This is a genomic window from Brevibacillus brevis (genome assembly GCF_022026395.1).
GTDB lineage: Bacteria > Bacillota > Bacilli > Brevibacillales > Brevibacillaceae > Brevibacillus.
Genome location: NZ_CP041767.1, coordinates 3,507,608 through 3,530,989 on the forward strand (window position 1 = coordinate 3,507,608; position 23,382 = coordinate 3,530,989).

Annotated in this window: 28 protein-coding genes; 13 read left to right on the forward strand and 15 right to left on the reverse strand. The window is 43.9% G+C overall.

Translation table 11 applies throughout. The features are described from left to right. Positions 1-3: 3 nt before the first annotated feature. The 5 genes from arsR to FO446_RS16645 all read left to right on the forward strand — a co-directional run bounded on the left by arsR (position 4) and on the right by FO446_RS16645 (position 3,147). Positions 4-318 (forward strand): arsenical resistance operon transcriptional regulator ArsR, encoded by a 315-nt coding sequence (gene arsR / locus FO446_RS16625; RefSeq protein WP_260507183.1) that lies wholly within the window; start codon positions 4-6, stop codon positions 316-318. A gap of 64 nt (positions 319-382) precedes the next feature. Beyond that, positions 383-820 (forward strand): ArsI/CadI family heavy metal resistance metalloenzyme, encoded by a 438-nt coding sequence (locus FO446_RS16630; protein ID WP_221869129.1) that lies wholly within the window; start codon positions 383-385, stop codon positions 818-820. A gap of 18 nt (positions 821-838) precedes the next feature. After that, the gene (gene arsB / locus FO446_RS16635) at positions 839-1,876 is read left to right on the forward strand and encodes an ACR3 family arsenite efflux transporter (RefSeq protein WP_237898545.1); all 1,038 of its coding nucleotides are present in this window, start codon (positions 839-841) and stop codon (positions 1,874-1,876) included. Positions 1,877-1,901: 25 nt separating this feature from the next. Beyond that, complete coding sequence (gene arsC, locus FO446_RS16640) at positions 1,902-2,312, forward strand: arsenate reductase (thioredoxin) (protein WP_237898548.1); 411 nt, start codon at positions 1,902-1,904, stop codon at positions 2,310-2,312. A gap of 307 nt (positions 2,313-2,619) precedes the next feature. Beyond that, positions 2,620-3,147 carry a hypothetical protein gene (locus FO446_RS16645; protein ID WP_173607927.1) on the forward strand — a complete coding sequence of 176 codons (528 nt, stop codon included), beginning with the start codon at positions 2,620-2,622 and terminating at the stop codon, positions 3,145-3,147. Positions 3,148-3,871: 724 nt separating this feature from the next. Here the strand turns inward: FO446_RS16645 and FO446_RS16650 are convergent. Both FO446_RS16650 and FO446_RS16655 read right to left on the reverse strand, forming a co-directional pair. Next, positions 3,872-4,132, reverse strand: a complete 261-nt coding sequence (locus FO446_RS16650) for a helix-turn-helix domain-containing protein (RefSeq protein WP_173607929.1) — start codon at positions 4,130-4,132, stop codon at positions 3,872-3,874. Between the two features lie 743 nt (positions 4,133-4,875). After that, positions 4,876-5,457, reverse strand: a complete 582-nt coding sequence (locus FO446_RS16655) for a YiiX/YebB-like N1pC/P60 family cysteine hydrolase (RefSeq protein ID WP_221869131.1) — start codon at positions 5,455-5,457, stop codon at positions 4,876-4,878. A 113-nt stretch (positions 5,458-5,570) separates the two neighbouring features. On the opposite strand from FO446_RS16655, the gene FO446_RS16660 reads away from it, so the two are divergent. Continuing rightward, positions 5,571-5,864: a hypothetical protein gene (locus FO446_RS16660; protein WP_173607931.1), complete on the forward strand. Its 294-nt coding sequence runs from the start codon at positions 5,571-5,573 to the stop codon at positions 5,862-5,864. Between the two features lie 158 nt (positions 5,865-6,022). Here the strand turns inward: FO446_RS16660 and FO446_RS16665 are convergent, their stop codons facing one another. Together FO446_RS16665 and FO446_RS29105 are read right to left on the reverse strand one after the other, a co-directional pair. Then, the gene (locus FO446_RS16665; protein WP_237898551.1) at positions 6,023-6,340 is read right to left on the reverse strand and encodes a YolD-like family protein; all 318 of its coding nucleotides are present in this window, start codon (positions 6,338-6,340) and stop codon (positions 6,023-6,025) included. Between the two features lie 625 nt (positions 6,341-6,965). After that, positions 6,966-7,106 (reverse strand): methyltransferase, encoded by a 141-nt coding sequence (locus FO446_RS29105; RefSeq protein ID WP_370648024.1) that lies wholly within the window; start codon positions 7,104-7,106, stop codon positions 6,966-6,968. 70 nt (positions 7,107-7,176) lie between these two features. Here FO446_RS29105 and FO446_RS16675 point away from each other — a divergent pair, with 70 nt between their 5' ends. The 3 genes from FO446_RS16675 to FO446_RS16685 all read left to right on the forward strand — a co-directional run bounded on the left by FO446_RS16675 (position 7,177) and on the right by FO446_RS16685 (position 9,555). After that, complete coding sequence (locus FO446_RS16675; protein WP_173607933.1) at positions 7,177-7,863, forward strand: aspartate/glutamate racemase family protein; 687 nt, start codon at positions 7,177-7,179, stop codon at positions 7,861-7,863. Positions 7,864-8,165: 302 nt separating this feature from the next. After that, positions 8,166-8,369 carry a helix-turn-helix domain-containing protein gene (locus tag FO446_RS16680; RefSeq protein WP_173607934.1) on the forward strand — a complete coding sequence of 68 codons (204 nt, stop codon included), beginning with the start codon at positions 8,166-8,168 and terminating at the stop codon, positions 8,367-8,369. A gap of 52 nt (positions 8,370-8,421) precedes the next feature. After that, a complete protein-coding gene (locus FO446_RS16685) occupies positions 8,422-9,555 on the forward strand; it encodes a site-specific integrase (RefSeq protein WP_221869132.1) in 1,134 nt (377 codons plus the stop codon). 106 nt (positions 9,556-9,661) lie between these two features. Here the strand turns inward: FO446_RS16685 and glnA are convergent, their stop codons facing one another. From glnA to hflX, 4 genes are all read right to left on the reverse strand, one after another. Then, positions 9,662-10,996: a type I glutamate--ammonia ligase gene (glnA, locus tag FO446_RS16690; RefSeq protein WP_047067708.1), complete on the reverse strand. Its 1,335-nt coding sequence runs from the start codon at positions 10,994-10,996 to the stop codon at positions 9,662-9,664. A 35-nt stretch (positions 10,997-11,031) separates the two neighbouring features. Continuing rightward, on the reverse strand, positions 11,032-11,442 hold the full coding sequence (locus tag FO446_RS16695) for a MerR family transcriptional regulator (RefSeq protein WP_015891641.1): 411 nt from the start codon (positions 11,440-11,442) through the stop codon (positions 11,032-11,034). 168 nt (positions 11,443-11,610) lie between these two features. Continuing rightward, the gene (locus FO446_RS16700; protein WP_232773052.1) at positions 11,611-12,888 is read right to left on the reverse strand and encodes a methionine gamma-lyase family protein; all 1,278 of its coding nucleotides are present in this window, start codon (positions 12,886-12,888) and stop codon (positions 11,611-11,613) included. Between the two features lie 7 nt (positions 12,889-12,895). Next, positions 12,896-14,188: a GTPase HflX gene (hflX, locus tag FO446_RS16705; RefSeq protein WP_173607936.1), complete on the reverse strand. Its 1,293-nt coding sequence runs from the start codon at positions 14,186-14,188 to the stop codon at positions 12,896-12,898. 504 nt (positions 14,189-14,692) lie between these two features. Between hflX and FO446_RS16710 the strand changes: the two genes are divergently transcribed. Continuing rightward, positions 14,693-15,643, forward strand: coding sequence for an AAA family ATPase (locus tag FO446_RS16710; RefSeq protein WP_237898553.1), 951 nt, complete (start codon positions 14,693-14,695; stop codon positions 15,641-15,643). A 35-nt stretch (positions 15,644-15,678) separates the two neighbouring features. Here FO446_RS16710 and FO446_RS16715 read toward each other — a convergent pair whose 3' ends face one another. Together FO446_RS16715 and infC are read right to left on the reverse strand one after the other, a co-directional pair. Continuing rightward, positions 15,679-16,431: a DUF4184 family protein gene (locus FO446_RS16715; protein ID WP_237898555.1), complete on the reverse strand. Its 753-nt coding sequence runs from the start codon at positions 16,429-16,431 to the stop codon at positions 15,679-15,681. Positions 16,432-16,452: 21 nt separating this feature from the next. After that, complete coding sequence (gene infC, locus FO446_RS16720; protein ID WP_173607939.1) at positions 16,453-16,938, reverse strand: translation initiation factor IF-3; 486 nt, start codon at positions 16,936-16,938, stop codon at positions 16,453-16,455. A gap of 200 nt (positions 16,939-17,138) precedes the next feature. On the opposite strand from infC, the gene FO446_RS16725 reads away from it, so the two are divergent. The 3 genes from FO446_RS16725 (at position 17,139) to FO446_RS16735 (ending at position 19,430) form a co-directional block, all read left to right on the forward strand. Then, on the forward strand, positions 17,139-17,606 hold the full coding sequence (locus FO446_RS16725) for a MarR family winged helix-turn-helix transcriptional regulator (RefSeq protein WP_217366854.1): 468 nt from the start codon (positions 17,139-17,141) through the stop codon (positions 17,604-17,606). A 47-nt stretch (positions 17,607-17,653) separates the two neighbouring features. After that, on the forward strand, positions 17,654-18,877 hold the full coding sequence (locus FO446_RS16730) for a multidrug effflux MFS transporter (RefSeq protein WP_237898557.1): 1,224 nt from the start codon (positions 17,654-17,656) through the stop codon (positions 18,875-18,877). A 121-nt stretch (positions 18,878-18,998) separates the two neighbouring features. After that, positions 18,999-19,430 (forward strand): VOC family protein, encoded by a 432-nt coding sequence (locus tag FO446_RS16735; protein WP_237898564.1) that lies wholly within the window; start codon positions 18,999-19,001, stop codon positions 19,428-19,430. Positions 19,431-19,470: 40 nt separating this feature from the next. Here the strand turns inward: FO446_RS16735 and FO446_RS16740 are convergent, their stop codons facing one another. The 5 genes from FO446_RS16740 to FO446_RS16760 all read right to left on the reverse strand — a co-directional run bounded on the left by FO446_RS16740 (position 19,471) and on the right by FO446_RS16760 (position 23,304). Then, a complete protein-coding gene (locus FO446_RS16740; protein ID WP_237898565.1) occupies positions 19,471-19,713 on the reverse strand; it encodes a hypothetical protein in 243 nt (80 codons plus the stop codon). A 74-nt stretch (positions 19,714-19,787) separates the two neighbouring features. Beyond that, positions 19,788-20,027 carry an RNA chaperone Hfq gene (gene hfq, locus FO446_RS16745; RefSeq protein WP_007719110.1) on the reverse strand — a complete coding sequence of 80 codons (240 nt, stop codon included), beginning with the start codon at positions 20,025-20,027 and terminating at the stop codon, positions 19,788-19,790. Between the two features lie 29 nt (positions 20,028-20,056). After that, positions 20,057-21,016 (reverse strand): tRNA (adenosine(37)-N6)-dimethylallyltransferase MiaA, encoded by a 960-nt coding sequence (gene miaA / locus FO446_RS16750; protein WP_173607943.1) that lies wholly within the window; start codon positions 21,014-21,016, stop codon positions 20,057-20,059. After that, a complete protein-coding gene (locus FO446_RS16755; protein ID WP_173607944.1) occupies positions 21,013-21,798 on the reverse strand; it encodes a class I SAM-dependent methyltransferase in 786 nt (261 codons plus the stop codon). Before FO446_RS16755 ends, miaA begins: the two co-directional genes overlap by 4 nt. Positions 21,799-22,101: 303 nt before the next feature. Beyond that, positions 22,102-23,304: an alpha-amylase family protein gene (locus FO446_RS16760; RefSeq protein WP_237898566.1), complete on the reverse strand. Its 1,203-nt coding sequence runs from the start codon at positions 23,302-23,304 to the stop codon at positions 22,102-22,104. Positions 23,305-23,382: the final 78 nt, after the last annotated feature.

Consider the following 23,382-nt stretch of genomic DNA (forward strand, 5'->3'; position numbering starts at 1 on the left):
TCCATGAATGACATCAAGCATAATTTGGAGCTATATGAGAAAAAATTCAAAGCTCTCGCCGATCAGAAACGTTTAGAAATTATGTATGAGCTTTGCCAGAGAGGTAAAACATGCGTGTGTGACCTTACCGAGGTTTTTGACATGCCTCAATCAAAGTTATCTTACCATCTCAAAATCTTATTGGACGCTAATCTGATTATTAAAGAGACAAGAGGCACATGGAGTTACTATGATTTAAATGATGGTGAAGTGAATCATCTGTTATCGGAAGAGCTTTGCTGTATTTTCAGGAAAACAGGTAAAGGAAGCTGCTGCTAATTTTTTTTAGACCTTACATCAACTTTTTTTGATTAATAGTTTTTAATTAAAGGAGGATTATGAAATGAAGTATGTACATGTTGGCGTTAACGTTACCAATCTGGAGAAATCTATTGAGTTCTATCAGAAGGTTTTTGGAGTTAATCCTGTAAAGGTAAAACCTGATTATGCTAAGTTCTTGCTTGAAACCCCAGGACTAAATTTCACATTGAATGTTCGGGATACAGTAAGTGGAAATCAGGTTAACCACTTCGGATTCCAGGTTGAAACTGCAAATGAAATCCTAACTCATAAGGAAAGACTAGAAAAAGAAGGCTTTTTCGCTCGGGACGAGATGGATACGACATGTTGTTATGCTGTGCAGGATAAATTTTGGGTTACTGATCCAGACGGTAATGAGTGGGAATTTTTCTACACAAAGTCTGACAGTGACATTCATAAAATCGAATCCACATCCTGCTGCGTAGATTCAAAAACAGAAGCAACCAATTCTTGCTGCTAAGACAAAGTGGGAGGCCCAATGAAACAATTATCATTTTTAGATCGCTTCTTGACCCTTTGGATCTTTCTTGCTATGGCAGTAGGGATTATTACCGGAACTTTCTTTCCTACTTTCACAAATGGATTAAACAGCTTACAAATTGGTACAACATCCATACCGCTTGCCATTGGCTTAATCCTAATGATGTACCCCCCTTTAGCAAAAGTTCGATATGAAGAAATGGGACGTGTCTTTAAAGACCTTAAGGTTCTTGTACTATCCCTTATTCAAAACTGGGTGATAGGCCCGGTTTTGATGTTTTTACTAGCCATCATTTTCTTGCCAGATAAACCAGAATATATGGTTGGGCTGATAATGATTGGGCTGGCACGATGTATCGCTATGGTGATTGTGTGGAATGACCTCGCAAAAGGAGATACAGAATATGTTGCGGGGCTTGTGGCTTTCAATTCTGTGTTTCAGATGCTTTTCTTTTCAGTATATGCCTATGTCTTTGTCACCGTAATTCCGGAATGGCTTGGGATTCAGGGGGCAGTCATTAGCATTACGATGGCGGAAGTGGCAAAATCGGTGTTTATTTACCTGGGTATTCCTTTTCTTGCTGGGATGCTGACACGCTTTACTATTGTAAAAGTGAAAGGCAGACAATGGTACGAGAAAGTGTTCATCCCAAAAATTAGCCCTATGACTCTGATTGCCTTACTCTTTACCATCATTGTCATGTTCTCAACACAAGGAGAAAACATCGTAAGCGTTCCTCTTGATGTTGTTCGCATCGCCATTCCACTTCTTATCTATTTCATCCTCATGTTCTTTATCTCTTTCTATATGGGGAAAAAGATTGGCGCAAATTATCCCGTTACTACGACGCTTGCTTTCACAGCAGGCAGTAATAACTTTGAATTAGCTATCGCTGTGGCAGTCGGCGTGTTTGGGATTCAATCAGGCACCGCCTTTGCAGCCGTCATCGGTCCTCTTGTTGAAGTACCTGTGATGATTGCATTGGTTTATGTAGCTTTATGGTTCAAGCGCAAGTATTTTGCCAGCATTTCCTAATTGAAGCTAAAAAGGTGGGTACATCATGGAAAACAAAAACAAAAAAACAATCTACTTTTTATGTACAGGAAATTCTTGCCGAAGCCAAATGGCAGAGGCATGGGGAAAGAAATACTTGGGCAACAAGTGGAACGTCTTTTCAGCTGGTATTGAAGCTCATGGGGTCAATCCAAATGCCATTCAAGCGATGAAAGAAGTTGGCATAGACATTTCCAGTCAAACATCTGATGTCATTGACCCTGATATATTGAACAATGCGGATCTCGTCGTGACATTATGCAGCCATGCAGATTCCGTTTGTCCAGCTACTCCTTCTCATGTAAAACGCGTCCATTGGGGATTTGACGATCCTGCGGGAAAAGAATGGTCTGAGTTTCAACGAGTTCGTGATGAAATCGGCGCTCGCATTAAGAGTTTCAACGAGACCGGAGAATAAATTTAATATTAGAGAGACCATTAAGATTATATTAAGAGCCGAGCTACCTTGCGGCTCTTTTTTCTTTCGGAGGCGAGGCTACCCCTAGACATTACCGAAGCATAAATTGGGCTGTACACCGTCTTGCCTCCGTTCATCTCAATTACCGATTTGTTAAGCTCGAGACTCAATCGCTTCAATTTAGCATCTAGCTCCCCTTGCCTCCTGGAATGCCAGGCTCATACCTTCCTCCGCTTGCTACAAGACACACACCTATTCCGACCTAATAACATACCATACAAAAAATATGACTTAGGAAGGAACTAACATGATATTTCATGAATATTCCCTGCCTCATTATTGGGCTCGCTCTGTTAACCACCCCATTTATCGTGACGAAAATTCCTTTACGCAAACTCCAATTTTAATCCATCTTTCCTCACCCCCGGATCAAGGGGCAAAGTATTTCTCTAGCTTTATTTCAGCAGCATATTGGCAACGTCTCGGTATCCAAACCACTATGTTTTTTAATGGAGAGGGGGTAAATGGCTTGGTGAAAGGAAGGCTTGTTAAAATGATCGGTAGTCCTAATACCGAACAAACTGTCACTCAACAATTAGGCATGGAAATTCCACAATTTCTTTACGGCGACAATCCAAAGAATATATTAGAATGGGCCCTAACATTTGTTCGTTTCGGTGGTCGTGTAGCCTATTGTGGAACAACCAATACATGGGTAGGGAATGCAATGGACTGGGAGGACAGATCTAATATGGAACGATTTGCAATCCCCTTAAATCTCCATCAGGTTGCCAGCCTTTTATCGAACCAGGAAATGAAGTATATAGCCTTTTAAGTTATATATTACACAACGTTGTTTCTAAGCCGTTTCAGTAACGAAAACGGCTATTTGCGTTTCTTCATTAAACATTTTGTAAAGCGATTGAGCTCGTTTTCTTTCCTCCTAAAGTTTCGGATGGTACTATTTGGTCCATAAAGGAGGGTTGATACGATGCTAAAGAATTGGTTCCCCATTGGAGGTTTATTGATTGGTCTTAGTGGATCATTGATGTCACTAATTGTTTGCTATGACTATATTTTTTGTGAGTCCTTTAAAGGTCTCGACTTCTTGCTATTTTTGCTGATCTTGCTTCCTGCCATTTGCGCTTTAGTTACGTCCTTTGTAGCCGCACCGTTAATCTTGGTACCTTTTATTTGGTCGTTACCGTTCAGTACTTATCTGTGTATTGCATCAGATGTAGAAAAATCCCTCGCACCTACAGGCACAAGGGGTTTCGCTTATTAGTAAGCAGTCATGTATTGCTCGCGCTCCCAGTCATGAACGCGTGTGCGCAACATATTCTTGGCTTTCAATCAGTTTTAAAACTCCATGAAACCGCATAATATCAACAGTTTTACCTACTGCTGTTTCAAATGACATCAAATGATTTCATGATTTTGTGGGTGAATTGTGGGTGCGTTTGTGGGTGGGCTATACATATAGAAATGCCCGATATAATGCTGAATTGGCCCTCCAAAATTGGAGGGCTTTTGTCTTCATTTAGTATTTGTTTTCTCTATCATGCAAGCTTGTTAACAGGATCGCGAACCCCTCCAGCTTCCATCCAATCATTTAATTTACTGAGTTGAAAGCGAAGTGCTGGTTTTCGTGAACTTAATGATCCGAGTCGAGATGCTGGTAATGTACCTTCACGTACCATAACGTAGATCGTGTCAGAAGAAATATTCAGGTATTTGGCTGCTTCGTTAACAGTTAACCACTTTTCAATCGTAGGCTCGCCTCTCGTCTCCATCCTTTCTAGTAATCTCGGTATCAACATCCTTACCAGCCTATCATCCTCTAATAGTTGAAGAAGTATTACTTCGAAAATATCTACGGATTTGTTCAATTATATTCACCTTTTAAAATTATTTAACTGACCTTATCAGCAGTTTAGACAAGGACTCTAAAGATTATTCAAGCCCTCATTCGCGAAAAAATGGACACTCCCACATTTCATGGAAGAGCGAAACGGAATCAGTCATTAGGGAGTGCCCAGGCGTTTGTTGTTGAATTGGCACTTGCAGACCATTCTTTTCGGGAGAGGTTGAAACGGTACATGATCGCCAGTGGAAAGCATTTCGTATATACTTCTGATTACTTGGACAGGTACTAATTTTACAAACTATTTGTTGCTCGGCATATAAGTAGGTTACAATATACACAATTAGTAAATTAAGGGAGATAAGATGATGTTTAAACAGTTGGAGGAAATGACAAGGAACTTAGAAATAGAGAATCGCCACCTCCGCAAAATCTTCGACCAGGTAGATGAACGTGACAACACTTCCCGGAGAACTGTTGCCATCATAAGCTATGACAAACTTATCATGTGCCAGAGCCATTATGTAAAGGACGATCAGATAGAGACATTCGACAAAGTTCATTTAGATATCGCGGAATTTAAAAGTATTTTAGCCAAGATGCTTGTGTAAGAAAACAACCCGTCTCCCTTTTAAAGAGGCGGGTTGTTTTTATGCAGCTAGAATAAAGTCTACTTAATGTCAATTGTCAGTAATTTAATTACCAGTTTCCAGTTTCCTCAACTTCACGAGTGTCGTCAAGATCTAAAATAGCGTAAGGTTCGAATAACTGTGTGCTGTTCGGTCTTTTATTCCCTAAATTAACGTCTGCTCCGTTGTAATAGGCTTGCCAGACTATTTTCGAGCAATAGGTGCGGGTAAATCCACTTAATTTAACTGCTAAATCGTACTTTGCATCTGAATATTCCTCTGCATATGTTCTAGCCCATTCACCAGCTTTTTTTGCATCTCGGCTACTAGTATATCGAATTACTTTCACGCTATTATCATAGCGTTTAAAAAATCTGGAAAGGGATATCTCTTCTGGATTCTCACCGATTCCTCCTATATGCACGACAGTTAAATTATCAGTTACAATTGCAGCATGTCCTGTCAATCCTTTGGATGAGGTAGAGTTAGAAACTAACATATCACCTGGCTTTGCTTTAGTGTATGTACCGGGGTAAAAGACACCTGGATCATCGGCTAGCGGTTTCGCTTCGGCCGCAAAACTAACAGATGTACATAAAGTAAAAATCATAATAAAGAGAAGCAGGATAGTCGAACTTTTCTTGGTAAACACTTACATTTCTCCCTTAAATAGTATTTTATTATTTTTACCATAAAATGACATTACTTTCAATATATTTGGTATATAATAATAACTAGCACCCCATATTTAGGAGAGTGAACAAAATGACCCTGCTTAAAAAGTTTAGTTTTTGGCTAACTTTGGTCAGTATTTTGATTTGCCTTTTCGATTTTTTAGGGAATGATGAAAAACACATCTTGCTTTCGATAACAAATCCTATCCTCAATGAAATTGTTTATATCGAACCATTCAAACATTGGATAATTGAAGTACATCAGGATGCTAATAGTACCATTCTTCCTACTGGGTATTTACTGCACGTCATTACTTACTTCTTGTTTGGACTGTTAATTGACTTAGCACTTACATTTAGAAAAAAACAACTTCAAAACAATTAAAAAAAACAAAGGGGATGTGTCTAAACAACATGCCTCCTTTGTTTTTTAAATGCCCATTTATTTACAATCATTTCACTACTCTGACGAGGTTCTTTACATCGATCCAATCTGCTGCCCAATCGCTCACCAGTTTGAATTGTTTGGGTCTTGCGTCAATCTCACGCACTCCCCCCCCATGCTTCCTCTATCATTTCAAGCTCGCCTTTTTTCGGTACGAACCATTTCACGGTGATGGCGTAGTCGTATTGCGTGCTGTCATAGATGCGAAAACACATCTCCCCGAAATCATCGTCGTCGACTTCCGGGCGCTTAATTAGGTTGCGCTCTTCGTTGTGTTTGAGAAGCTCCGTTCTGTGTTCTGGCAACACCATCCGCATTGATGCAAACAAGTTATCGATTTTCTTCGCCATTGTTATCGTTCCTTTCGCTCCCACGATGTAATTACTTCGATGTTGTCGGGTTCCGATCTCTTCCACTCAATGTATTCCTCTTTTGCAAGGACCTCTAAAATTTCCAATATGCCACCGCGAGTTCGACCTGTCTTAATACACAGTTAGTCTACTGTTGGAGTTCTGCGCCTCCCTGCCGAATAGTTGCCGATCACTCTTAATACCTTCCGCTCGATGTCAGACAAGGCCAAAGTAACCACCCCGAAGAAACTAGAACGTTTGTTTGTATTATATGCGAACAAAACAAGAACACGCATGTAGCTTATAAACTCATCTATATGTTTAGCTAGACATGTACTAATGAAAACCCGTTTCCTTTTAATGTGGAGACGGGTTGTTTACCACTACGTTTTTGCCTTCCGATATCCTGCAGCCTGTGCTTCCGCTTCTGTACAGAACAATTCAATGTTTGCAGTAGTTTTTTCGTAGGACATCCCGCCGAGAACATGGTAAGTGGGCCTTGTGAAAGGCTGATCGTCTTGGGAAGTCTCCTGGATTCGAGTCTCAGTTGGCCACAGCTTCTACGATCGAAACATAGCAACCGGTATCGATGACGCGATTAAACCGTAAATCAGCCCCAGCCAGCAATCGGCGAAATTCCTCTTCCGTACGTTCTCGACCTCTTCGTAGATCGCCATGCAAAGGACATCCATTAATTTAGTGGCGTATCTCCTGGAGGGAGAACTGGGTCCATGATGAGCACCCGACCGCCAGGAGCCATCGCCTCCCAACAACGTCGCAAGATTTGAGTTGCCTGCTCGTCGGGCCAGTTATGCATGATGTACTTAAGCACATAGAAGGAAATTGGATACTTATGTTAAAGTTATAGAGAAGATGGTGACATTATTTTAGGAGGTACAACTATGATTGGAATATTAGCAGGAATGGGTCCAAAATCTACTGGGCCATTTGTAGATAAAGTTGTAGACCAGTGCCAAAAGATATATGGAGCAATAAATGACATTGATTTCCCTCACATGATGATTTATTCATGTCCAACGCCTTTCTACATTGATAAACCTCTCAACCATACGGACATGGAAATGGCAATTATTAATGGGGCTCGCAGACTTGAAAAAACAGATGTTGATTTTATTGCCATCCCATGTAATACGGCACATATCTATTTTAACCAAATAAACAACTCAGTTTCAGTTCCCATATTAAACATGATTGATGAAACAATAAGGGAAATACCAAAAAACTCAAAAAAGGTAGCTCTTTTAGCCACCAATCCAACGGTTCAGTCTGGAATATTTCAAGATGCTTTAGTAAGAGAAGGTTACGATTTTTCACATCAAGATCGTTGGCAAACCTGCGTGAATCAAATAATAGCAAAGATTAAACAAGGTCAAATCGATGAGTCCCTTCTATTATGGGATGAATTCTATTCAGAATTAGCTGAAACGATTGATACCGCTATCATTGCATGTACAGATTTAAATGTTGTTACAGATAAAAAATCCAATGATATTGCCTTTATTGATTCATCAACTTGTCTCGCTCAAGCCGTTGTACATAAATATTTATCATTAATGGACAGAGGTTAATCTTTCTTATTAGATGAAAGTTTTTAGTTCATGGTCTCCGTTCGGCCCTAAATCAAACCACTGTGGGAACACAAATGAAGTAGCCATAACAGGAATAGCCGGTAATCCTTAGCGTACAGGATACCGGCCCTTTTTTGATCAAACGGGGCTTAGTCCGCATTTTGTTGGCGGTACCCCTTGCAGTTAAACATATTATTATCCATAACTTGCTAGTCGTCAATAACTTTGTTTGTGAACGCGAACATAAATTTACTTAGTAAAACTTTTGTTTTATAATACATCTAATAAGGAGGTGCATTTATATGGCTTTTAGTTACAAGCCTCTATGGAAACTTATGATCGAGAGAGAAATAAAAAAAGGGGAGTTACGGGAGTTTCTATCAGGGGCAACAGTAGCAAAAATGGGAAAAGACGAGTTTGTAGCTATGGATGTTTTGGACAAGATATGCAATCACTTAAATTGCCGCATTGAAGACATCATTGAACACATTCCTGACAACAAATAAAACGCACCCAGCTGGATGCGCTTTTTTGAATTCGATTAAAGGAGTTGATTACATGGCAAGTTTCAGAAAGTTCGAGGGAAAGTGGGAATATCGATTTCGGTATAAAGACCCCTTTACACAGAAACACAAAGAAAAGTCCAAACGTGGCTTCGCAACTAAAAAGGAAGCACAGCTAGCAGCAGCTGAACACCAAAAGAGACTACTAGAACAATATGAACAAGGCGATATGATGCTAAAGAATTATTTAACGGTCTGGCTTGAGGAATATAAAAAGGAGACTGTACGCAAAAACACTTACGAATTGCACAGAAGAAATATCGAAAACCATATTCTCCCACACTTTAAAAACATCATGCTTAGAGACGTAAAACCTATTATGTATCAAGAATTTTTAAACCAACTTACAGAGAATAACTACAGCAAACGATCTGTAGAAATCGTCCACACAACTATGAATAACGCTATGGAAAAAGCAGTAACATTAGCTAAAATCGAAAAAAACCCGTGCTTAGGGGTTACAATCAAAGGTCAGTCCCAAAATGATGGTATTAAATTTATGGAATCAAATGATATCCCAAAATTTTTACAGGCAACCCGCCAATACGATTACATCTACTGGATATTCTTCAAAGTATTAATTGAAACAGGTATGCGAAAAGGTGAAGCAGCTGCTTTACAGTGGACAGACATAGACTTTAAAAAATATACGATTAGCATTAATAAGACTCTCGACTTCGGAGCAAAAAATAAAAACGAGCTTTTTGGTGATACTAAGACATTTAACTCGAATAGAACAATCAAAATTAGTCAATCACTAGTCAATGATCTGAAGCATCACTTATCCTACCAGAACCAAAACAAATTAGGATTCGGGGAACTCTACCACCATGATCTAAATCTAGTATTGTGCAGGAAAGATGGAAACTTTATACCAAAATCCTCTCTGTTTAACGCATTTTCACGAACGTTAAAAAAAGTGAACATTCCCTCAATGCCTATCCACTCATTAAGACATACACATGCAGTCTTGCTCATGGAAACCGGTGCAGATATGAAATACATCCAGGAGCGTCTAGGTCATGGCAGCATGCAAATTACCGCAGATGTGTATGCCCATATTTCTAAAAAAATCGAAAGCGACAACATGAGAAAATTTGAAGACCATATGGAGAAAATTTATGAGTAATTTGTGGGTGATTTGTGGGTGCGTTTGTGGGTGAAACGATTTTTACAGCCGCACCCACCAAATAGAAAAAACCCCTCGCACCTACAGGCACAAGGGGTTTCGCTTATTAGTAAGCAGTCATGTATTGCTCGCGCTCCCAATCGTGAACGCGTGTGCGGAACATATCCCACTCAATTTCTTTCGCTTCAATAAAGTGTACCAATGCATGCTCGCCCAATGCTTCACAAATCACCGGATCTGCTTTCAGGCACTCGATTGCTTCCTTCAAAGTAGCAGGCAAGTTCTCGATTCCGTTTGCTTCGCGGTCTTGCTCGGTCATCACGTAGATGTTGCGATCGATAGCAGGTGGTGGTGTAAGCTTGTTTTTGATTCCGTCCAAACCAGCTTTCAGCATCACTGCCAACGCCAAGTATGGGTTCGTTGCAGGGTCTGGGCTGCGCACTTCAATACGCGTGCTCAAACCTCTGGAAGCAGGGATACGGATCAATGGAGAGCGGTTTTTCGCAGACCACGCTACGTAGCAAGGAGCCTCGTAACCAGGAACCAAACGCTTGTAGGAGTTTACGAGCGGGTTCGTGATCGCAGTAAAGCTGCGCGCATGTTGCAAAATACCTGCCAGGTAATGCTTCGCTGTTTGGCTCAGTCCCATTACATCGGACTCGTCATAGAAAGCATTTTCTTTCCCACGGAACAGCGATTGGTTCGCGTGCATACCGGAACCAGCTACACCGTACAGCGGTTTTGGCATGAAGGTCGCATGCAGACCATGCTTTTGCGCGATGGTTTTAACAACCAGTTTGAACGTCAAGATTTGGTCAGCGGCTTGGAGTGCATTTGCATACTTGAAGTCGATTTCGTGTTGACCAGGAGCTACCTCGTGGTGAGATGCTTCCACTTCAAAGCCCATTTTTTCCAGCGTCAATACGATATCACGGCGGCAGTTTTCACCGGAGTCGAGTGGAGCAAAGTCGAAGTATCCGCCTTGGTCGTTCAAATCCAGCGTAGGCTCACCTTTTGCGTCCAGCTTGAACAGGAAAAACTCAGGCTCTGGACCTACGTTGAAAGCTGTGAAGCCCATTTCTTCGGCTTCTTTCAAGGCACGCTTCAGGATGTAGCGCGGGTCTCCTTCGAACGGAGAGCCATCTGGCATGTGGATATCACAGATCAGACGTGCAATTTTACCAAACTCATTGCCCCACGGGAATACAACCCATGTATCCAGATCAGGCACCAGGTACATGTCGGACTCCTCGATGCGAACGAAGCCTTCGATGGAAGAACCATCAAACATCATTTTGCCATCGAGTGCTTTTGGCAATTGGGACAGCGGGATTTCTACGTTTTTAATGATCCCCATCAGGTCGGTAAACTGCAGTCGAATATACCTTACGTCCTCTTCTTTGGCCATGCGCATGATGTCTTCTCTTGTAAACTTGCTCACATTTCTCTCCTCCAGTCTCTATTTCGGCTTTCTATCTAGTGGAAGAAGCGGGAAAGCTCTCCACGTATCAATGCACCCTCGCCATGGCGAGTGGCATCGCGATACATAATCTGCTGCCTTAGGAGCTGATGCAGCTCTTTGTCGGACATGTCCTTGCGTTTCTCTTCGGACGTGGTGGTAATCTCTGTTTGTTCCATAGCAGGCTCTTGCATTTGCAGGACTTGCTTGATCCCTGCAATATTCAGTCCTTTTTCAATCAGAGCCTTGATCTCCAACAAGCGATCTACGTCGTTGAAAGAAAAGAGCCTCTGCTTCCCTTCTGTGCGGGCGGGCTGAATCAGGTCGTTTTGTTCGTAATAACGGATTTGCCTCGCAGTGAGATCCGTCAGTTTCATGACGATCCCAATGGGAAAGAGGGCCATATTCCGGCGAAGGTCATCACTCATGACTTGTCCCTCCTGTTTCGTATTTCTTAGTCTTATTCTATTTTATAACAAAATCCCTGTCAATAGATGTTAGATAATATTACATAGAAAGTTATGTACAGTTTTTTTACATAAAAAACGACATCCCCCATCATCCAGAGAATGCCGTCCATTCCTTGCACTTTTATCCTATTCACCAGGTATTTCGAGTAAGCCTTTTTCCAGCATCCCATTCAACGCTGTCAAAATCCCCACTTTTACGTGCGAGTACGTCAAACCGCCTTGAACGAAGCCCAAGTAAGGTGGACGAATCGGACCATCTGCCGAGAATTCGATACTCGCCCCTTGAATAAACGTACCGGCTGCCATAATCACAGGATCAGCGTATCCAGGCATTTCGCTTGGATACGGAGTAACGTGTGAATCGACTGGTGCTGCTTTTTGTATCCCTTGGCAAAACGTGATCAGTCGTTCAGCACTGCCGAATTCCACGGATTGAATCAGGTCGGTTCGCGGCTCATGCCACAGTGGATTTGTTTTGAAGCCCAAACGCTCCAGCATTGCCGAAGAGAATACCGCTCCCTTGAGAGCTTCTCCCACGACATGTGGAGCCAAGAAAAAGCCTTGGAACATCTCCAGTAGCGAGTAGAGCGATGCGCCCCCCTCTGCGCCAATTCCCGGTGCTGCCATCCGATACGAAGCAAGCTGAACCAAATCCTCGCGTCCTACTATATAACCGCCTGTTTTGACCAAGCCGCCACCCGGGTTTTTGATGAGAGAGCCAGCCATGATGTCTGCACCTACGTGCAATGGCTCCTGCTCCTCCGTGAACTCTCCGTAGCAGTTGTCTACAAATACGATCAGATCAGGCTTGATTTCTTTTACAACCCGAATCATCTCTTGGATTTTCGCGATGGTGAAAGAAGGACGGTCTGCATAGCCTCGCGAACGTTGAATCCCAATGACCTTCGTCTTAGGCGAAATCGCTTGTGCAACTGCCACAAAATCAATTTCTCCTTCTAGTGTCAAAGGCACGTAGCTATAACCGATGCCGTAATCCTTGAGCGAACCTTGCCCTTCGCCGCGCACACCTACTACCTCTTCAAGCGTATCGTACGGTTTGCCCGTAATATAGAGAAGATCGTCGCCCGGACGAAGAATGCCAAACAAAGAAATCGCAATCGCATGTGTACCCGAGATGATATGGTTGCGCACCAAAGCCGCTTCTCCACCGAATACTTCGGCGTAAATCGATTCTAACGTTGCCCGTCCAGAATCATCGTAGCCATATCCTGTGGATGTTGAAAAATGAAATTCATTGACCTCGTGCTTTTGGAAGGAACGCAATACTTTCAGTTGATTCGTATCCACCAAAGCGGAAATTTGACGATGTCTCTCTGAGATCGTCGCTTCCACCTCCATCACGAGGGGACGAAGCTTTTCTCCATGGGAAAAATATGAAAACATCTGTTACTTACCAACTCTCTTCAACAGTCTCTGGTTTATCCAGGAGGAAAGGAACAATCTTTCCGTATATCGGATTTTCCTTGTTCACACGGACGGTGATCAAGTAGGCCGCTTCCTCTTCATTAAACTCTTGTTCCATCTCTACCCCATCCCGATGCAGGAGGGAGAGAATATCTCCGCGCTCGACAGGAACGCGCAGCTTCATTTCATTAAAGGATTGCAGCGCAAATGACTCAATCCGGGTGAGCAGTTGCTTCAGGTCATCATCCCGCATGGCAGAAATCAAAATCGATTCTTCTGCACGCGGCAAATAAGAGCCTTCTGCAAGCATGTCTGCCTTGTTGAAAACGACTAGCTGCGGAATTTCTTCTGCTTTTAGCTCGCGCAAGATCTTGTCTACGACTTCCATGTGTACTTGGAAATCAGGGTGATGACTATCCACCACATGCAGGATGAGGTCTGCTTCCTTTACACCTTCCAGCGTCGAACGGAATGCAGCAACCAGACTCGTTGGCAAGTCTTGAATAAAGCCAACCGTATCCGTCAATAGCACATCCAGTCCGCTCGGCAACTCCAATTGCCTGGTCGTCGGGTCCAAAGTGGCAAACAGTTTGTCTTCCTGCAGCGTGTTTGCATTCGTAAGCTTGTTGAGGATCGTCGACTTCCCGGCGTTTGTATAACCGACCAACGCAATCTGGAACACGTTGTTTTTCTTCCGACGTTCCCGATGCAATTGTCTCGTCCGAACAGTATCCTCTAATTGCTGCTTAAGTTCACTGATGCGCTTGCGAATATGACGTCGGTCACTTTCCAGCTTGGTTTCACCTGGGCCGCGTGTACCGATACCGCCTCCGAGTCGGGAAAGCTGTTTCCCTTGCCCGGCAAGCCGCGGCAGCAAGTAGTTGTACTGCGCCAGCTCTACCTGGATTTTCCCTTCACGCGACTGTGCACGTCCTGCGAAAATATCCAAAATGAGCTGCGTGCGATCAATCACTTTGCAATCAAACACTTTATCCAAATTACGAGTCTGACTCGGAGACAACTCATCATTGAAAATGATGACGTCCACATCAAGCTCTTCAGCCCTCTGCGCGATTTCATCAATTTTTCCAGTCCCCAAATACCAGGCAGAATCAACCCTGTCCCGATTTTGCGTGATGACGTCCAGTACTTCTACACCAGCAGTATCAGCCAGCTCATGCAACTCTTCCATGGAAAGACGGGTTCTTTCTTCATCCCGGTTATCTAAATAGCAACCAACCAGTATGGCTGTTTCTTGCGTTTTGATCAGATCGTTCACCGATTCACGCCCCTTCACGACTATCATACCACATTTTGCCCAAAACGTTACGGCAGTGGGGCATGCCAACTGAAATCAACATATGTCATGGGTTACCTGCCGCTTTCTCTGAGAAAATCTCCTTGACGAAAAGCGGAATCACTTTGCTAATTGCTTTGCGAAGTTCCTTGTCATCATATCCATCAGGCAAGGTATCCTCCTCTTCCTTGAGGAGATCTTCATGAAATCAATCAATTTGTAGGTTTGGTAAAGTCCTTTGTTTTGGAAGATTATATCATATTGTAGAATTTTGAACGGCATTCCTTGATGAAAACAGAACGACCATCACTCTTCGCTAACGGAGTAATGGTCGTTTATCTACTGATCCCATTTATGCGAAATCTTCTGGCTTTCACAACAACCCCTTCAAAGACTTCTCCTATTCAATCTCTCGCGTAAAAATTGGCAGGTTTTCCGATGTTCCTGAGTATACTTTCTGTATGAAGGTCAAGGCAGGTGAAACATGTGAAGCAAGCAGGAGCTATTCCTCAAACGGAGGTGCTCGAATCTTCAAGTAGTAATAATCGAATTCAAGTTGTATTCAATCGACCAGTAAGTGTTAAGCAGCTAAATACTTTACCTGAAATAGTGCGCACCACGTCGAGTTCAAATTTAACAACTGTTTTCGAAGAACTAGAAAGTCTGATTGGCTTACAGGAAGCCAAGAAAACGATTTATGAAATTTATGCGCTCATCAAAATGAATAAAGCAAGGGAGCGACACGGACTTAAAGTTGAGAAGCAAGTATTCCATATGGTTTTTAAAGGAAATCCCGGTACTGGGAAAACAACAATTGCACGCCTTTTCGGAAAGATTTTTAAGGAAATGGGTGTTTTAACGAAGGGCCATCTAACTGAAGTTGAACGTGCAGATCTCGTTGGTGAATTCATTGGGCACACGGCACAAAAGACACGTGATCTTGTTAAGAAAGCCATGGGAGGAATCCTATTTATCGATGAGGCTTACTCATTAGCTCGCGGCGGTGAAAAAGATTTTGGAAAAGAGGCTGTCGATTGCCTTACAAAATGCCTTGAGGACTTTGGCAATGATTTCGTTTGTATAATTGCCGGGTACAATGATGAAATCGATACATTTCTTGAGTTAAATCCGGGACTGCCTTCCCGTTTTCCCGTCCACATCAACTTTGCTGATTATGAGGTGGATGAGTTGATGGAAATTGCAAATGTAATGGCAAAGAACAAGGAGTATAGAATCTCTGCTGAAGCAAGTGAAAAACTGAGAAGAAGACTGATAACAGTAACGAGTGATCCGTTTCAAGTAAATTTCAGTAATGCAAGATATGTACGAAATAATATTGAAAAGGCAATACGTGTGCAAGCGGTTAGATTGCTGAAAATTCCTGACCCAACCCGTGATGATTTAATGAATTTGAAGTCTGAGGATTTTTCCATTTAGAAACAATAAAATCCCTCATATCATATTGAGGGATTCTACTTTTTCAACCTGAGCCTGTCCAAGGCGAAGCAGAGCACCACGATTCCAAGCAGTGATCCAGAGAGAAACGGGACGACTTGCTGCATAGGATGGACGAAGGGTGAAATTCCTTTTACCACGAATGCGTGCAAAAAGACCGTCACGATACCAAACAACCCTACACCAAACCAGAACAACCATTTTTCCAAGACAGGTACTTGTCTCATGACGATCTGTCTGTTTTTCCGCGCCCTTTGTCCAATAACATACAAAATGGCCAACCCGCCGAGAAGGGTACTACCATGCTGCAGCAGTTTGTAAACTGGGACTTGATAATGAGCGATCAAGAGGGATTGTTGCAAGAACAAAAAGTGGTCAACCATACGACCACCGTCATGGGTGAAGGCATCCCATGCGATATGACTCAGACTACCGAGTATCGCGGAGTATATAAATACAATTGCTGTTCGCCACGCTGGCATTCCGCTCCCATTGTTTGTGTAGTCGAGCCCTCGTCCCATCCACTCCGGCAAACGTGAAAGCAACGGCTTTTTGACCACGTGCTGGTACAAAAACGCTAATAGGATCGCGATTGGCAAATCAACCAGCCACAATCCGGGCATGGTGTGACTGTACACACTGAATGGCTGCATCCGCAAGAAATACTCAAAATCGGGTGCGATACTGCCGAAAACGAGGGCAGAGAACGAAAACCACTTGCATTTGCGTAACGGTAGAACAATAGCCGGATGAGCAAAAGTAAAAGGCATGCGCTTACTCCCTTTTCTTGATTAGAGCGGCAATAGATTGGCAACTACCTGCTTGCCGCTTACTTGAATCCCTTTATCCTGTTTTCCACAATGATTCAGATCTTTGATGAGCTGCTCAAGTAATCGCTTGGCTTCCTGATTTTCCTTTTTCTCCAGTTTTACAATCAATTGCACAGCATCCCCAGATAAAAGAATTCGTTCTGCCTGTCTTTTTTTCGTATCGTAATCATGGTCTTCGATGTAGGCACTTAGACGAATTTCTTTTACTTTTACGCCTTTTTCTGCTTTTCGGTTTTTGGCGTTTTCTTTGATTAGCTGTTCCTTATAATTCGTTCGATTCACTAACTGACAAGGCGGCGGACTCGAAGCCAAAGAAAGACAGACCAGGTCCACTCCCTGTTCTTTTGCCATTTGAAGCGCTTCTTTTGTGGAGATGATTCCAAGATCTTCTCCGTTTACTCCTGTTAATTGTACGACTGCCGCTTTTATTTTTTCATTCAGGATCATCTTGATCTCACCTAACCTGTTCATTCGATTTTCAAGGACATTATTACTTCTCCAAAGAATGCAGCGTATCCTTCCAAAGCTCGTACATGCAAATCATTTTCATGACGAAGACGCATCGTTTTTGTATAATAGGACAAGGTGTGAACTTACGGACGTCTTTAACAGAATATTCATTAGCAAACTAATTAATTGGGGGTACTTTGGTGGAGTTTAGTTATGCAACCGCATTAACCCATTCTGCGTCGCATGTGATGAAATTGCATCGGCAAAATGTAGAATTTCTGATTCAAAAATACGACGTCTATCCCGGTCAGCCTATACTCTTGATGCGCTTGATTGAAAAAGATGGAATGATCCAAAGAGAATTGGCCCGGAAAATCGGGGTAAAGCCCGCTACGCTTACCGTCATGATTAATCGGATGGCCAAATCGGGACTTGTCGAGCGCCGAGCAGACGAACGGGACCAACGTATCTCCCGCGTTTATCTTACCGACAAAGGTCGGATGGCTACCAAACATGTCAAAGAAGTATTACGCGTCATTGAGGAAAACTGTTTCATCGGATTCTCTGAGGAAGAAAAGGATGTGTTGCGTGGCTTGCTCGATCGCATGCACAGCAACCTCCAAGCTTTTTACTCGCAAAATACGCAGCCCACTTCTGCGTTGTAAAAAGCTTCTTTTCCGGAAAAATAATGAGAAAGGTTTGACAGCTTGCCGTGAATAAACTAGCAAAAGAACTTGATTCCACGTCCCTTACCGGCAACAAATCAGGCCGACTGTGGATGGCTGCGATACTAGGATCGCTTTCTGCATTCGGCCCACTATCCTTAGATATGTATTTACCTGCACTTCCTATGCTTGCCGATGATTTGCAAACGAGCACCTCCATGACCCAACTCAGTTTGACAGCATGCATGCTCGGCCTGTCCATTGGTCAATTGTTCGCGGGGCCGATCAGCGACGTACGCGGTCGAAGAATCCCTTTGATTATTGGACTCATTTTGTATGCCGTCTCTTCCTTTTTATGTGCGGTAGCTCCCTCTATTTATACGTTCGTCTTGCTTCGCTTCGTACAAGGTCTTGCGGGTTCTGCTGGAATTGTTATCGCTCGCGCTACGGTTCGCGATTTGTACGCGGGGACAGAACTGACGAAGTTTTTCGCCCTCTTGATGCTCATTAACGGGATTGCTCCGATTGCGGCACCTATCCTAGGGGGACAAATTCTGGAATTCACTACCTGGCACGGCGTGTTTGTCGTCTTGGGCCTGATCGGCGCTATCATGTTCCTCGTCGTGCTGCTTGCTCTTCCAGAAACATTGCCACAAGATCGCCGATCCAAGGCGGGAATCGCCAACACACTGGCGACGTTTGGCACCTTGTTAAAGGATCGCGTTTTCATGGGTTACGCCATGGCACAGGGGCTGGTGACTGCTGCTATGTTTGCCTACATCGCCGGTTCGCCATTTGTGTTTCAAAAAATATTTGAAGTGTCTCCACAAACGTTTAGTCTCATTTTCGCGATTAATGGGGTAGGCATTATTATTGCGAGTCAAATCACAGGTAAGCTTGCTGGTAAAGTGAAAGAAACTTCCTTGTTCATTGCAGGGATTACCATTGCCGGGGTCGGCGGAATCCTCCTTCTGGCAATGATTCTCCTACAAGCTGGTCTTATTGCTGTGCTCGTTCCCTTATTCTTTGTCGTATCCAGCGTAGGGATTGTCGGGGCAACAGGCTTTTCTCTCGCCATGCAAAATCAAAGCAAGGCGGCAGGAAGCGCATCTGCTCTTCAGGGGCTTCTCTCCTTCATTAGCGGCGGCATTGTCGCGCCACTTGTGGGAATCAGCGGTGAACATACCGCAGTACCAATGGGGATCATCATTGCTCTTTCTACGATCGGCGCCATTGTCTGCTACGTAGTTATGGTTCGCCGGAGTTCTTGAGCGTCGTGATCAATTCACCACTTGCAAACATACGTTCTGTGCATTACAATCAAATTATAGGCAATAATAGTAAGTGGATTTGACAAGTTGGTCATATGAAAACCAAGGGAGATGTTGACACATGGCATTGCGTTTGATTCCTTACATCGTTTTGGATGGTACTGCTGGTGACGCGATTAGCTTTTACGAGGGTGCGTTAGGTGCTGAAGTGCTGTTCAAGCAAACCTTCGGTGAAATGCCGAAAAATCCGGAGTTCCCATTACCTGCAGAAGCCAAGAATCGTATCGGACATGCTACTATTCGCGTTGGTGAAACTGAACTGATGTTTTCCGATACCTTCCCAGGACAACCGCATCAGCTTGGTGATCAAGTGACCATTTGCATCTCGACCGATGATAAAGAGCAATCGCATAAGATTTTTGATGCCCTCCAAGAAGGCGGTCAAGTGATTATGCCTCTGCAAGAGACGTTCTTCAGCCCGGCATACGGCAATGTGAAGGACAAGTTCGGCATCACGTTCCAAATTTACACGAATAATCATCGCATGGAGTAATGTGAAAGCCCTGTTCGCTTCAACGGCGTCAGGGCTTTTTTTATTGATACTTTTTGCGTTGAAGGTATTTCCACCTCTGATTGATGAGAAATGCACTAATGAAACAGGATGCGCCAGAGTACCAAACAGCAGAAAATAAAATCATCCCCCACGTATTCTCTCCGGACTCAGAACTCCAAAATCCATCCACTGAAGTCGAAATGAACAGAATGATGGCCGTGGTCGTCAATATCCTGCGATAAAAGTACGTTTTGTAATCAGCATCATTATTGATTTCCATCATCCCTACCCTCATTCGAGCCAAATTATAAAAAAGAACCAGGATCACATGTATCCTGGCTGTTGGTGTTACTTCGCTTACTGTTGGTTGTTCTCCTGAGACATGAGCGATACAGGGCGTTGCGGAGTGAAAGTGGAGATCGCATGCTTGTATACTAATTGTTGCTTGCCTTCGCTATCAATCACAATCGTGAAATTATCGAATGCTTTAATATACCCGCGCAATTGAAATCCGTTCACAAGGTAAATGGTAACCGCGATGTTTTCTTTCCGCAAATGATTCAAGAACGTATCTTGAATGTTGATCGTCTGTTTCATGTACACTACCCCCTAAAAGGACTTGTATGTTATATATTCGGCAATTGTTGAAACTTTCCTGCCAATATTCGCTTGATAGTTTCCACGTTATTCCTCTGTTCAGCTGGATCAGTCATGTCAAACCATTGAATTTCTTCCATGCGACGGAACCAGGAGAGTTGGCGTTTGGCAAAATGCCGCGTTCGCTGCTGTATGTCATTCACCGCTTTTTCTAGGGTGATTTCTCCATACAGATAAGGAATGAGCTCTTTGTACCCCAAGCCTTGCATGGAGACCAGTGACGCGTCATAGCCAGCATCCAAAAGCTCCCTCACTTCCTCAACCAGTCCCGCTTCGATCATGAGTTCGACCCGGTGGTTGATTCGTTCATACAGCTTTGCGCGGTCCATCGTGAGACCAATCATCACCAAATCATAAGGGGAATGCTGCGCCCGCAGCTGAAAGTCGGACATTTTGTACCCGCTGCTTTCATAAATCTCCAGTGCGCGAATCACCCGCTTTACATCATTGGGATGCAAGCGTTCGGCTGTAATCGGATCGACATCGGCCAATCGGGCGTGTAGTGCTTCCACGCCTTCACTGTCAGCCAATCTTTGCAGTCGATCACGCAGCTCAGGGTCTTGAGAAGTGGTGGAAAACTGAAATCGATGGGTAACCGATTCTATGTACAGACCTGTTCCGCCGACGATAAACGGAAGTTTGCCACGTTGGTTGATGTCTGTAATCAATCCTGCGGCACTTTCCTGAAACATCGCAACAGAGTATTCCTCGTCTGGATTTTTAATATCAATGAGGTGATGCGGTATGCTCGCAAGCTCCTCAGGTTCTGCTTTTGCGGTGCCAATATCCATCCCACGGTATACTTGCATGGAATCTCCGGAAATAATCTCACCGTCGAACTGTTCGGCCAGCTCCAGACTAAGCTGGGTTTTGCCGACCGCTGTTGGGCCAATAATCACGACTAGCCTTTCTCTCTGTTGCAAGGTCACTCCCCTCCACCTATCTCTTTGTAGCTGTACACGACCTGCTGGCCGCGGGAGCGAAACGGCGTAAAACCAAAGCGCTCGTACATCCTACCTTCTTTTCCTTCTTTCATTACCACACGTTTTCTCGCAACTCGCTGCGCTTCCAAAACAGCCTCCTCGGAAAGAGCATCTGGATTGGCGAGCTCACGGACTCCGGCGATCCCCGACGAACTTTGTACAGTTACTTCGAACATGGGATCGAAATAAACGACATCGAAGGAACGGGCGGGCAGTCCTCTCAGTACTTCTAAATGGTTGCCACATCGCACCTCAATACGACGCATGGCTTGCTCCAATTCTTCCGCATCAGATGACCAGTGCCGTAACCCATCTTCTACCAAGATGGCTAGCAGTCGCTCTGATTCGATGCCAACGACTTTCCCATTTGCGCCAGTCGCATGCGAAAATACAATCGCATCTGCACCCAAACCCAAGGTGGCGTCCAACACTTCATCCCCTGGATGAATTTGGCAAGCAACAAGCATAGTATCAGTATCGCCGCGCATGAGCCGCTTTATACGAAAAGCAGATGTGTTCGGATGAAAAAAGAATGGTTTTTTTCCCGGCACTTCCAGACGTGCTCCGAGAGCGGAAACCACCAATACTTCTTCTACCCCATATCGCTTGCGCATTTGACCCAATGAAAAATCGCGTCGATTCACAACTTGTAGCCCCAATGTACTAGCCAATTCAGCTGCGTGACGCAAGGTTTCTTCACCAGGCTCAAGTCCTGTCGTAACAATCACGCCTTTGTTCCCTTCCTTACGTCTTCGCCCTTTTTAATAAGAACTGCTGTTCTAGAAAAGCGACTCGACGGTTTTTACATAAACGGTAACGATCATATTATTGTAAGCAGGATTAATTTGCCGGTCAAATAGAATCTGAACCAAACTTTTTTCCTCTCCGCTATGACAATCATACCATTTTTTATAAAACCCAGTCAGACTGTAGTATGATTTTCCAGTCCATCAGTTTCACCCATGTAAAAGAGACCCACGAAGTTCTATGGGTATTGTTACATGTCGGCATACCCCATGCGAATGAGAAAGCTATCTCCACTCCTCAACTGCAAGGTTCGCCTGTTTGATCCAGTCCAGCCTCCGGTTATTTAACAGACCGAGATTGTAATAAACAATCGATTGAACGCCTGCGTCCACTGCTGTTTTCACCCTCGCTGCCAAATCGACTGCTGACCGGATTTGACTATGATGCAGGGAAAAAGCCGCTCCCAGCGAAGCTTCTGGGGCTACAAGCTTGATGGCATGGAACGTATATGCCACATCACCGACACTGTCTCCATAGGCGAGCGGAACGACACGATCGAGAGTAGCCGCTGCTTTTCGCAATGAAACCCCTTCCCAATAAGACTGGTTCACAAAAAATGGTGTCGAGGACGGAAAACCATCCAACGCAGTCCCCATACTCTGCGCGATCTCCTTCAGGCTCCTCCATATCTGATCTACCGCTTCCAAACGGGATTGCTGATAGTGATACAATTCCGGATATTCCAGCAGTAAAAAAGCAACTTCTCTCGCTTCGGCTGATACTTGCGAGATAGAATCGGCATCCACCATCTGACTGACTAGCCTCGATACAAGCAATCGGACTGCTCCTACATCAATTCGCTTCGATTCGGCACGCTCCATGCACGCCCCGCAAAAACAGAACGAGAGTAACCATTGCAATGATTCTCCTAGCGGTAGGAGGCATACTTCATGATGCTCACCATGCTTCATCGGCAAAAAGGCAGTCGCTTCCATCAAAATCCGCTCTGGCTTGACCTGCTCCAACGTATCGGTAAAAAGCGCCTTGGCATAATGCTGTACCTCAGGTTGCGATGGACATAATGAGTATGTGTATGTATCCCCCCAGATGTTTTGCACACAAAGCTCTGGATGAGCCAAACCAAGTGTAGAATTGTGCAGGCCAACCCACCATGTATGAAATCCCATCCCTGCCTGCTCACAAGCCTCTTTCATTTTGGCAAGAATGCCCGCTTGTGCGATTTGCTCGTGTACAGTCGGGCGCAAACGGTTGTACTTCGACCAATCAGGCGTAAACGATACTCCTGAAAACGGCAGCCTGCGAAACGTTTTGCTTCGCGGGTGAAAAAATCTCCCCTGATGATAGCTGCTATTGACCACTGCTGTATTGCATCTGACTTCTTGCAAGGTTTGCATTACTGCCTCGATACCACTCTCTGCTATATCCCACGGATAAATAAACATCCCGTTTTGTCGTGATGGACTCATTTCGTTTCACCTCGTTTTTGCAAGTAATCATAAGTCAGTGTTTGCCTAAAATCAATCCAAATTTTCGAATTTTCTGAA